The following is a 9,327-nucleotide window of genomic DNA, read 5'->3' as shown; positions in this document are numbered from 1 at the left end:
CATGACTAACAAGGTAATTGGCGAATTGCTGGAAGACCGTGCCCTGAGCTTGGAAGAACTGGCGCGCGCCTGCGCCGTGGAGCCGGACTGGGTGGTGCAGCACGTGCAGACGGGCGTGCTGCTGCAGGACGGCCCGCCGGCGGGGCAGCTCACGGCCTGGCGCTTTACCAGCCTGGACCTGGTGCGCGCGCGCCGCCTGCATGAAATCGAATCCGTGTTCGACGCGAATGCGGAGCTGGCCGCGCTGGTGGTTGATCTGTCGGAGGAAGTGGCGCGTTTGCGGCGCCGCCTGCACGTGCTGGGCGTGGAGTAGCTTTTACTCAGGCTCGCCGTGCCGCTGCACGGTGAGCCTGCCGATATAAAACTGCCCGTCGACGACGACCCGGTGCGGGATGCCGGCCACGTCGAAGCCGGGGCCGCCGTCTTCCATCCATTCCTGCGCCAGTGAATCAAATTGCTGCGGCGTCATGCGCAGCATCTGCGCCGTGATGACGAAGCGCGCGCCAGGTTTTTGTTTGTTGACGAAGTCGTCGATGCCGGCCATGGTAAATCCTTGTCATTGAAAGTTGACCCAAGTAAGGCCGGGGTCGGACCCTCAGGGTCCGACCCCAGTGTCTGCCGTTGGGGGGGCTAATCATACCTGTGGCCCACTTTTTCTAGAAGCCCTGCACCAGCAACGGCAACTGCTCCGCAAACCGCTCCGTCAGCCACTTGCCCGCCTGCCCCGGCGGCGTGTCGGCGCGCTGGATCAGATAAATCGGATAATTCTCGCCATTGTCGACTGCCAGCGGCAGGTGCACCAGGCGGCCTTCTGCCAGGTCGTCGCGCACCATCGCCTCGGGCATATTGCCCCAGCCAAGGCCCGCGCGCAGCAGCGCGTGCTTGGAGCCGAGGTCGCCCAGGCGCCAGTTGCGCAATCCCAGCACGCCGAAATCCTGGCCCTGCGTCAGCACGCTGCGGTCGCTGAGCACCAGCTGCACGTGTTCGCGCGCCACGTTCGATGCAATCGGCCCGGCCAGCTGCGCCAGCGCGTGGCTGGGGGCGGCCACGGGAATCAGGCGCACGTGGCCGACGGCCAGGCGCTCGAAGACGCTGGCAGTGGACGTCATCCAGCCACCGAGGCCGATGTGGCAGCTGCCATCCATCACCAGCTGCGCCACGGCGCCCATTGCTTCGATGCGCAGGCGCAGGGCGACGGTGGGGAACTGCGCCTGGAACGCCTCGAGCACGCGCACCAGCACGCAGGTGGGAAACATCACGTCGACCACCACCGACACTTCCGCTTCCAGCCCGCCGGCCAGCGCCTTGGCCCGCGCGCGCATGCCGTCGACCTTCAAGGCCACGGCGCGCGCGTCGGCCAGCAGGGCCTTGCCCGCGTCCGTCAGGGTGGGCTTGCGCTTGCCACGGTCGAGCAGCACCACATTCAGTTGTTCTTCCAGGTTGGCGATGGTGTAGCTGATCACCGACTGCGTGCGGTGCAGCTGGCGCGCCGCGTGGGCAAAGCCGCCCGCGTCGATGACGGCGACGAACACGCGCAACTGGTCGAGCGAAGGCTGGCCCGGTTCTCTCATGCTGGCTCCATATCTAGAAATTCGATGCTAATCATTTATATTTACACGGTTTCATCGATAGTAGACCCGAACTATGATGTGTGCAAGTGCAGCAAACGCCGCACCCCCCATCTATCGTTCTTGAAGGAGTGCATCATGGCAAACGTACTACACATCAATAGCAGCGTGCGCAACAGCGGTTCCCTGTCGCGCCAGTTGTCGGGCGAATTCGTCGCCAAACTGGCCGCGCAAGGCGACACCATCGTCGTGCGCGATCTGGCCGCGCAACCGGTGCCGCACCTGACGGAAGAGGTGATGGGCGCCTTCTTCACGCCGGCCGAGCAGCGCAGCGCGCAGGCTGCGGCGGCCGTGCAATTGTCCGATACCCTGGTCGATGAATTGCTGGCCGCCGACGTGCTGGTGCTGGCCGCGCCCATGTACAATTTTTCCGTGCCGTCGACCCTGAAGGCGTGGATCGACCACGTGGCGCGCGCGGGCCGCACCTTCCAGTACACGGCCAATGGCCCCGTTGGCCTGGCCACGGGCAAGAAAGCCGTGATTTTCACGGCCAGCGGCGGCGTCTACAGCGAAGGCCCGGGCGCCGCGTATGACTACCTGAGCACCTATCTGCGCACGGCGCTGGGCTTCATCGGCATCACCGACATCGAGTTCGTGCAAGCTGAAGGCGTGGCCATGGGCGAGGATGCCGTCGCCAGCGCCGTCGCCAAGGGCCGCGCGTCGATCGAGGCCCTGGCTGCCTGAGTTTGGTGACACTCTAGTTCCAATGGGGGATTGCCAATCTAATATGGTTGGCATAAGCTTGCCGGCGGCACGCCCCGTGCCAGTCCGGCGAGCCGTTCGCCATGAAAGTCCCTCATGCACAAGTTGGCCAGCGCAGTACTGTTCGGATGTTCTTTGTTTTCAGCAGGCATTGCGCTGGCGCAAACGGCACCGGTGGCGCCGCCCCACGTGGGCCGCCATGCCTCCACGCCCGAGGATATCCGCGCCATCGAAAAAGTCGTCGCCGACTTCCAGGCGGCCCTGATCGCCAAGGACGTCAAGCTGCTGTCGTCGCTGCTGCTGCACACGAACATCCTGTTCGCCTCGCCGGCCGATGACGCTTTCATCCAGAAAATGCGCGACACGACGGACGTCCACTTCGACGGCGTCGCGGCGGCCGGCTACGTCGGTTTCGCCAACTACATCAAACGCGAACCCCTGCGCACGGAAGAAAAATTCTACAACGTCAAGATCACCCAGGACCGCCATGTGGCGTGGGTCAACTTCGACTACGAATTTCTCGTCGGCGATAAATTGTCCAACTATGGCGTGCAAGCGTGGCAGATGGTCAAGCGCGATGGTCAATGGAAAATCCTCAGCGTCGTCTGGTCCATGCATGCCGCCGCCGAGGCGGCGAAATAGGGCAGGCGCCTGCGGCGTTCAGTACAGAGTTGCCTTCTCATAATTTTTTCGCATCGTCTATACTTTCAGTGGGCGTGCCGCCATGCCTGGAAACCAGGCGTGGCGTTTCAGTTTTTCCCTGTGCCGCGTAATAAAAAGCAGATAAGTAGGTGAGTATCCTGAGCAAGCGCGATTGCATGTATTCCAACCCTACGCCGGGTAGGGCCGTTGAGACAGGCTACCCGGGGATGTCATTTTTGGAGCAAACATCGTGCCGATAAAGTACGTTGATACGTATGAAATAAATTACACGGCGGAACCCTTACGCGGTTGCAAACTGTGGGGCGCCTATGTGTCCCTGTACACCCCATCGAGCAATCCCATGCACAGGAACAATATCGTCAAAAAGCACCGCGTGCTGGCCGACCATCCGTTCGCGACGGAAGCCGAAGCCGTCAGCGAAGCGGCCGAGGTAGCATTGCAGCTGGTCGAGCGGCGCCAGCGCCGTTATGTCTTCCATCCTTGATGCCACTGCGCCGCATCCTGCAGCGCGCGCCAGGGCAGGATCTGCACTCTGCCCGAATGTACGGCTTCCAGCTCCACGTGTGTGACGGGTTCATTGGGCGTGGCCGCGGCGCACACCTTGATGACGAGGAAGTGCTTCTCCTTGTTGGCCGGTGTCACGGCCGTCCATTTGCTGTTGAGTAATTTGTTTGGACGCAAGTTATTGCGATCTGAAAGATGCATGGCGGGTCCCGGATTGGCGTGATGGCGATGTTGCCATTATCATGCAAGTTCCCGCCACGCACGAGGACCGCCATGAAACGCCAGTTGCACCTGCTCGTCATCGATCCGCAAAATGATTTTTGCGATTTACCTCTCGCCTGGCTGCCGCCGGACGCCGCACCGGCGCTGGCCGTGCCCGGCGCCCACGCCGACATGCTGCGCGTGGCGCACCTGATACGCGAAGGGGGCAATGGCCTGACGCAGATCAGCGTGACCCTCGACGCCCACCACCGCTACGACATCGCCCACCCGGCCTTCTGGCGCACGGGCGATGGCGGCGCCGTGCCGCCGTTTACGCAGATCACCGCGCAGCAGTTGCGCGACCGCCTGTTCCTGCCCGCCGCCAGCGATGCCCTGCCGCGCGCGCTGGCCTACCTCGATGCCTTGCAGCAAGCCGGGCGCTATCAGCTGATGGTGTGGCCTGTGCATTGCGAGATCGGCAGCTGGGGGCAAAATATCCATGCGGCCGTGCGCGCCGCCTACAATGCCTGGGAAGTGGATCACCTGCAAGTGGTCGCCAAGCTGAGCAAGGGTTCCAATCCGTGGACCGAGCATTACTCGGCCGTCATGGCGGAGGTGCCCGATGCGCAGGATGCGGCCACCCAGCTGAACCGCGCTTTCCTCGACACCTTGCTGCCGGCACAGCAGATTTATGTCACCGGCGAAGCGGGCAGCCATTGCGTGAAAGCCAGTACCGAGCACATCGCCGATTACCTGGAAGCGCAGCAAGGCAAGCAGGCCCTGTCGCGCCTGGTCTTGCTGACGGACTGCATGAGCCCCGTCACGGGCTTTGCAGCACAGCAGCGCGACTTCCTTGCCGCCATGCATGCGCGCGGCGCGCGGCTGGCCACGTCCGCCGACGTCTTGCCTGAATTGTTGGCCAATGCAGGCAATTGATGCTGTCCTGCAAGCGGACCCTGCTGAAATGCTTGCAGTGGCGTACTATTCTGGCTTCAGGAAGTTGGAGAAAACACACATGACCCCGATAGTGCGCAGTTTGCTGGAAACCGATCTGTATAAATTTACAATGTGGCAAGCCTTGCTGCACGGTCATCCGAATACCCATACCGAATACGAATTTGTCTGCCGCAACGCCACCGCCTTTCCCCTGGCCGAACTGAAGAGCGAGCTGGAAGAGCAGCTCGACCACCTGTGCTCGATGTCGTTTGCCGACGACGAGCTGGCCTATCTGCGCACCCTGCGCTTCATGAAGAGCGACTTCGTCGACTTCCTGACGGTGTTCCGCTTCCAGCGCAAGTTCATCGACGTGAGCACGGATGGCGATACCTTGCTCGTGCACGCGGCCGGGCCGCAGGTACACGTGATGGGCTTCGAGATTTTCGTGCTGTACATCATCAACGAACTGTATTTCCGCCGTTTCGACCTCGATGCGGCCATGCGCGAAGGGCGCCACCGCCTGGGCTTGAAAGTGGAAGCCGTCAAGGAATTCGGCAAGCTGCCACGGCGCAAGCATCCGTTTGAGTTTTCCGATTTCGGCGTGCGCCGGCGTTTTTCCGGCGCCTGGCACGACGAGGTGGTGCAGCGCCTGGCGCGCGACGTGCCCGAGTATTTCAAGGGTACGTCGAATGTCTACCTGGCGAAAAAGCTGGGTATCGTGCCGATCGGCACCATGGCGCATGAATACATGCAATCGTTCCAGTCGTTTGGCGTGCGCCTGCGCGATTTTCAAAAGGCGGCACTGGAAGACTGGGTGCAGGAATACCGGGGCGACCTGGGCATCGCCCTGACGGACGTGGTGGGCATGGATGCGTTCCTGGCCGATTTCGACCTGTATTTCGCCAAGCTGTTCGACGGCTTGCGCCACGATTCGGGCGACCCCGTCGAGTGGGGCGAGAAGGCGCTGGCCCACTATGCGGCCCTGCGCATCGACGCCAATACCAAGCGCCTCGTGTTTTCCGACGGCCTGGACCTGGACAAGGCCTTCGCCCTGTACCAGCACTTCGCCGACCGCATCATGACGGGCTTTGGCATCGGCACCAATCTCACCAACGACGTCGGCTTGACGCCGCTCAACATCGTCATGAAACTGGTGCGCTGCAATGGCCAGTCCGTGGCGAAATTATCGGATTCGCCGGGCAAGACCCTGTGCAAGGATGAAACTTTCCTCGCGTATTTGCGGCAGGTCTTCCACCACCCCGCAGTGTAGGTGCCTGTCTAGAACCCCGTCACCACCGTATCCATGTGCTCGACCTGCGGCGGTGCGGCGAAAAATTCACCGACCAGGCCGCGCCATGCCTGGAAGTCCTCGCTGCCGCGAAAATGCACGGTATGGTCTTCCAGGGTTGTCCAGCCGACTACCAGACGGTAGGCGTCGCCGTTTTCGATCGAGCGCTCCAGGCGCATCGACTCGCAGCCGCGTGCGCGCTGGAACAGGGGGACGGCTTTCGTCACGGCCGCTTCGAAGGCAGCGTGTGTGGCCGATTTGATCTGGATGTGGGCAATTTCAAAAATCATGGCAAGTTCCGGTTTTGAAAGAAAGAACGCAGATCTTGCCACAGATTGTGCCCGCTTGCGGAGGGCGCCGGGTCGCATGCCATTCAGCTGCCGCCGCCGTTCCTGTCCAGCGCCTGCTGCAGATAGGCTTCCAGTTGCGGCACGTTCATGCTGGCGACATCCCTGGCCAGGGCATGGCTGAGCCGTTTTTCCACCTGGGCATCTAGCCTTAGACGCAATTGTCCCAGGAACTTCGGCGCGGCGACCAGGCACAGCTTGCTGTAGCGCCGTTGCTGCAGGCCCTGCTGCAACACCTGCGCGATCTGCCGGGCAAACTGTTCGTTCGCATGGTCGACGGGCGTCACCTGTGGCTCGGCCGTGTGCGCCTGCGTGCCCGCTTGGGTCCCCGCGCGCATGCCGCTGCCGAAGCGTCCACCGGCATCGCTGTTCAAGGCGTTATCGTTGTCACGGCCCGCCGGATTGACAAAGTCTTGCAGCTCGCCCAGCTGGTTTTGCTGTCCCAGCGCAAACAGCCGCGCGCGGCTGCTGTCTGCCACGACCACCCATGTGACGTCCATCTCGTTCTCCTTGCTGTGCACCCCGGCTAGCGCGACAGGGCCGCCACGCCGCCGTGCCTGTCCTGGCCGCAGCGGGCCGTGCGCTGTTCGATATCGTTGCCGCCGCATGCTTGCACGATGGCGTGCGCGCGTTCCTGTTCCTCGGCATGGCGCGTGGCCACCACCAGGCGCACCATGCCGCGAAACGCCGTCTTGCCATAGTTGCGCCGGTACATATGGTTGTCGCCGCCGAACAGGGCATTGATCACGCGTTCCAGCCGGCTGGTGAGGGTGTCGCGATTGCCGACCGTAAAATTGCCCTGCACGGGGCCGGCCTCGTCGTCGCCCGCGTCCAGTTGCACGGCGTGAGCGGGAAAGCCATCGGCCAGCAGCCGGTTGCGGGCGCGCTCGGCATCGGGCAAGTGGTCGAAGATACGTATGAGGGTGCTGTTGCCGCTGTCGCCGCTGTTGCCGCTGTTGCTGTCCATGGCCCGGCCTTTCAAGGAGGTGTGCTTGATTTGACCGGCGAGGCTGCAAATAATTCTGCCTCAGCCTGTAAAATCCTCGATCAAGGCGCAAAAGTTTGATAAATATCCAGTATGGTTGCCAAGTCGCGCTAAGATACGCCTTGCGGCATCAATCTTTCATAGGAGAACTAAATGGCAGCGAAGAAAATTCTGTTTTTGACCGGCGATTTTGCAGAAGATTATGAAACGATGGTGCCGTTCCAGGCCCTGCTGATGCTCGGCCATACCGTGCATGCCGTCTGTCCCGGCAAGAAAAGCGGCGAGACGATCAAGACGGCCATCCACGATTTCGAGGGCGACCAGACCTACACGGAAAAGCCCGGCCATCTGTTCACCCTGAACGCCAGCTTCGACGAGATCGACCCGGCCGACTATGACGCCGTGATGATCGCCGGCGGCCGCGCGCCCGAATACCTGCGTCTGAACAAGAACGTCATCGCCGCCGTGCGCCATTTCGCCGAAGCGGGCAAGCCCGTCGCCGCCGTCTGCCATGGCGCGCAATTGCTGGCCGCCGCCGACGTCATCCGTGGCAAGCGCATTTCCGCCTATCCCGCCTGCGCGCCGGAAGTGACACTGGCGGGCGGCACGTATGCCGACATCGCCGTCACGGACGCCGTCACGGATGGCCAGTTCGTCACGGCGCCAGCCTGGCCCGCGCATCCGGCCTGGCTGGCGCAGTTCGTCAAACTGCTCGGCACCGAGATCCGTTTGTAACCCGTTTGTAACCCGTTTGTAACCCGTTTGTAACCTTTACCAGCCCGGCAGGCCGCAGCGCTTGCCGGGCGCACCACTTTTCAGATTCGAGTTCTTCATGCATGCGCCGCGCAGTCAACCTTCCCGCAAACAACTTCCAGCGTCGCGCTGGCGCCAGCGCCGCCTGGCGCAAGCCGCATCGGGCCTGAGCGCCGCGCAGGAACGCCAGCTGGCCACCCTGCACGAGATTTCCACCTTGCTGGCGGGACAGCACGCCATCGACGCGCTGTGCCGTGGCTTCCTGCGCCATGTGATGCAGTTCGCGCAGGCCGAAGGCGGCACCGTGCGCATCCTCGATCCGCAGCAGGACACCGTGCACATCATCGTGCACGAGGGCATTTCCGACGCGATGGTGGAAGAAGAACACTGCATCCGCAACAACGATTGCCTGTGCGGCGCGGCCGTGGCGCAGGGCGTGATCCAGATCCGCGATTTTCGCCAGGTCGATGCGCTGCAGCGCTACCGCTGCCAGGACGAAGGTTTCATCGCCATCGCCGTCTTCCCGATCCTTGCGCGCGACCAGGTGGTGGGCAGTTTTTCGCTGCACTTTGCGCGCCCGCAAGCCGTGCATGCGCAGCAGCAGGGCTGGCTGGAAACGCTGGGCCAGAGCCTCGGTATCGCCATTGAAAACCAGCGCCTGATCGCGCGCGAAAAGGAATTCGCTGTGGCGCGCGAACGCAGCCTGCTGGCCGAAGGCTTGCATGACAGCATTGCGCAAAGCCTGAACTTCATCAGCCTGCAAGTGCAGATGCTCGACGATTCCGTGCGCCGTGGTCAGCTCGACGAAGCGGCCGAAGTGTTACCGCTGATGCGCATGGGCGTCGAGCAAAGCTACCAGGACGTGCGCGAATTGCTGGTCAATTTCCGCACGCGCTGGCATGGCAGCGATCTCGAAAGCAAACTCAGCGAAGTGCTGGCCAAGTTCGAGCTGCAGACGGGCGTCGTCGGCTCCCTGGAGATGAGCGGCAACGGCGCGCCGCTGGCGCCCGAACAGCAGTTGCAGATATTGTTCATCGTGCAGGAAGCGCTGTCGAATATCCGCAAGCACGCGCAGGCGAGCAATGTGGCGCTGCGCGTGGACAATGGGCGCGATTTTGCGCTGCAGGTGCGCGACGATGGCGAAGGCTTCGCCGCCAACCTGCGCGACAAGAAAACGGAATTGCAGATCGGCTTGCGTATCATGCAGGAAAGAGCCGAGCGGCTCGGTGCGCAATTTGCCATCGACAGCACGCCCGGCGGCGGCACGACGATCTCGCTGGCCTTGCCGGCAGCCCGGCGCCAGGCCGCGTAACAAATGAA

The 9,327-nt window shown here is 62.5% G+C and carries 14 protein-coding genes; 8 read left to right on the top strand and 6 right to left on the bottom strand.

Annotation, left to right across the window (positions count from 1 at the left end; genetic code table 11):
* The first annotated feature begins 1 nt into the window (after position 1).
* A complete protein-coding gene (locus tag ACPJXG_RS22035; protein ID WP_034759737.1) occupies positions 2 to 313 on the top strand; it encodes a MerR family transcriptional regulator in 312 nt (103 codons plus the stop codon).
* 3 nt (positions 314 to 316) lie between these two features.
* Here ACPJXG_RS22035 and ACPJXG_RS22030 read toward each other — a convergent pair whose 3' ends face one another.
* Positions 317 to 544, bottom strand: coding sequence for a hypothetical protein (locus ACPJXG_RS22030; protein ID WP_035825496.1), 228 nt, complete (start codon positions 542 to 544; stop codon positions 317 to 319).
* Positions 545 to 656: 112 nt separating this feature from the next.
* The gene (locus ACPJXG_RS22025) at positions 657 to 1,571 is read right to left on the bottom strand and encodes a LysR family transcriptional regulator (protein WP_425252343.1); all 915 of its coding nucleotides are present in this window, start codon (positions 1,569 to 1,571) and stop codon (positions 657 to 659) included.
* Positions 1,572 to 1,706: 135 nt separating this feature from the next.
* On the opposite strand from ACPJXG_RS22025, the gene ACPJXG_RS22020 reads away from it, so the two are divergent.
* From ACPJXG_RS22020 to ACPJXG_RS22010, 3 genes are all read left to right on the top strand, one after another.
* Positions 1,707 to 2,312 carry an FMN-dependent NADH-azoreductase gene (locus tag ACPJXG_RS22020; RefSeq protein ID WP_425252342.1) on the top strand — a complete coding sequence of 202 codons (606 nt, stop codon included), beginning with the start codon at positions 1,707 to 1,709 and terminating at the stop codon, positions 2,310 to 2,312.
* A 153-nt stretch (positions 2,313 to 2,465) separates the two neighbouring features.
* Positions 2,466 to 2,972: a hypothetical protein gene (locus ACPJXG_RS22015; protein WP_425252341.1), complete on the top strand. Its 507-nt coding sequence runs from the start codon at positions 2,466 to 2,468 to the stop codon at positions 2,970 to 2,972.
* A gap of 361 nt (positions 2,973 to 3,333) precedes the next feature.
* A complete protein-coding gene (locus tag ACPJXG_RS22010) occupies positions 3,334 to 3,477 on the top strand; it encodes a hypothetical protein (protein ID WP_217916871.1) in 144 nt (47 codons plus the stop codon).
* Here ACPJXG_RS22010 and ACPJXG_RS22005 read toward each other — a convergent pair.
* A complete protein-coding gene (locus tag ACPJXG_RS22005; protein ID WP_176390496.1) occupies positions 3,459 to 3,698 on the bottom strand; it encodes a TIGR02450 family Trp-rich protein in 240 nt (79 codons plus the stop codon). The genes ACPJXG_RS22010 and ACPJXG_RS22005 overlap by 19 nt on opposite strands.
* 72 nt (positions 3,699 to 3,770) lie before the next feature.
* Here ACPJXG_RS22005 and ACPJXG_RS22000 point away from each other — a divergent pair, with 72 nt between their 5' ends.
* Together ACPJXG_RS22000 and pncB are read left to right on the top strand one after the other, a co-directional pair.
* A complete protein-coding gene (locus ACPJXG_RS22000; RefSeq protein ID WP_425252340.1) occupies positions 3,771 to 4,634 on the top strand; it encodes a cysteine hydrolase in 864 nt (287 codons plus the stop codon).
* A gap of 79 nt (positions 4,635 to 4,713) precedes the next feature.
* On the top strand, positions 4,714 to 5,904 hold the full coding sequence (gene pncB / locus ACPJXG_RS21995) for a nicotinate phosphoribosyltransferase (protein WP_425252339.1): 1,191 nt from the start codon (positions 4,714 to 4,716) through the stop codon (positions 5,902 to 5,904).
* 8 nt (positions 5,905 to 5,912) lie between these two features.
* Here the strand turns inward: pncB and ACPJXG_RS21990 are convergent, their stop codons facing one another.
* From ACPJXG_RS21990 to ACPJXG_RS21980, 3 genes are all read right to left on the bottom strand, one after another.
* Entirely contained in the window at positions 5,913 to 6,212 is a 300-nt protein-coding gene (locus tag ACPJXG_RS21990; RefSeq protein ID WP_035825510.1) for an antibiotic biosynthesis monooxygenase family protein, read from the bottom strand.
* An 83-nt stretch (positions 6,213 to 6,295) separates the two neighbouring features.
* Complete coding sequence (locus ACPJXG_RS21985; RefSeq protein WP_425252338.1) at positions 6,296 to 6,769, bottom strand: host attachment protein; 474 nt, start codon at positions 6,767 to 6,769, stop codon at positions 6,296 to 6,298.
* A gap of 26 nt (positions 6,770 to 6,795) precedes the next feature.
* Entirely contained in the window at positions 6,796 to 7,236 is a 441-nt protein-coding gene (locus ACPJXG_RS21980) for a hypothetical protein (RefSeq protein WP_425252337.1), read from the bottom strand.
* Between the two features lie 171 nt (positions 7,237 to 7,407).
* Here ACPJXG_RS21980 and ACPJXG_RS21975 point away from each other — a divergent pair, with 171 nt between their 5' ends.
* Together ACPJXG_RS21975 and ACPJXG_RS21970 are read left to right on the top strand one after the other, a co-directional pair.
* Positions 7,408 to 7,989 (top strand): DJ-1/PfpI family protein, encoded by a 582-nt coding sequence (locus tag ACPJXG_RS21975; protein WP_035825518.1) that lies wholly within the window; start codon positions 7,408 to 7,410, stop codon positions 7,987 to 7,989.
* 97 nt (positions 7,990 to 8,086) lie between these two features.
* Positions 8,087 to 9,319, top strand: coding sequence for a GAF domain-containing sensor histidine kinase (locus ACPJXG_RS21970; protein WP_402720434.1), 1,233 nt, complete (start codon positions 8,087 to 8,089; stop codon positions 9,317 to 9,319).
* The last annotated feature ends 8 nt before the right edge of the window (positions 9,320 to 9,327 follow it).

It is taken from the genome of Janthinobacterium sp. NFX145, assembly GCF_049810325.1.
GTDB classification, from domain to species: domain Bacteria; phylum Pseudomonadota; class Gammaproteobacteria; order Burkholderiales; family Burkholderiaceae_D; genus Janthinobacterium; species Janthinobacterium rivuli.
Note: the sequence above shows the minus strand (reverse complement) of the source record. Positions and strands in the feature narration are given on the sequence as shown.

What these genes read in the sequence shown, in the direction of transcription:
- ACPJXG_RS22005 (WP_176390496.1), bottom strand. Translation starts at nt 3,698, where the DNA reads ATGCATCTTTCAGATCGCAATAACTTGCGTCCAAACAAATTACTCAAC.
- ACPJXG_RS22030 (WP_035825496.1), bottom strand. Translation starts at nt 544, where the DNA reads ATGGCCGGCATCGACGACTTCGTCAACAAACAAAAACCTGGCGCGCGC.
- ACPJXG_RS21985 (WP_425252338.1), bottom strand. Translation starts at nt 6,769, where the DNA reads ATGGACGTCACATGGGTGGTCGTGGCAGACAGCAGCCGCGCGCGGCTG.
- pncB (WP_425252339.1), top strand. Translation starts at nt 4,714, where the DNA reads ATGACCCCGATAGTGCGCAGTTTGCTGGAAACCGATCTGTATAAATTT.
- ACPJXG_RS22010 (WP_217916871.1), top strand. Translation starts at nt 3,334, where the DNA reads ATGCACAGGAACAATATCGTCAAAAAGCACCGCGTGCTGGCCGACCAT.
- ACPJXG_RS22000 (WP_425252340.1), top strand. Translation starts at nt 3,771, where the DNA reads ATGAAACGCCAGTTGCACCTGCTCGTCATCGATCCGCAAAATGATTTT.
- ACPJXG_RS21970 (WP_402720434.1), top strand. Translation starts at nt 8,087, where the DNA reads ATGCATGCGCCGCGCAGTCAACCTTCCCGCAAACAACTTCCAGCGTCG.
- ACPJXG_RS22035 (WP_034759737.1), top strand. Translation starts at nt 2, where the DNA reads ATGACTAACAAGGTAATTGGCGAATTGCTGGAAGACCGTGCCCTGAGC.
- ACPJXG_RS21980 (WP_425252337.1), bottom strand. Translation starts at nt 7,236, where the DNA reads ATGGACAGCAACAGCGGCAACAGCGGCGACAGCGGCAACAGCACCCTC.
- ACPJXG_RS22025 (WP_425252343.1), bottom strand. Translation starts at nt 1,571, where the DNA reads ATGAGAGAACCGGGCCAGCCTTCGCTCGACCAGTTGCGCGTGTTCGTC.
- ACPJXG_RS22020 (WP_425252342.1), top strand. Translation starts at nt 1,707, where the DNA reads ATGGCAAACGTACTACACATCAATAGCAGCGTGCGCAACAGCGGTTCC.
- ACPJXG_RS21975 (WP_035825518.1), top strand. Translation starts at nt 7,408, where the DNA reads ATGGCAGCGAAGAAAATTCTGTTTTTGACCGGCGATTTTGCAGAAGAT.
- ACPJXG_RS21990 (WP_035825510.1), bottom strand. Translation starts at nt 6,212, where the DNA reads ATGATTTTTGAAATTGCCCACATCCAGATCAAATCGGCCACACACGCT.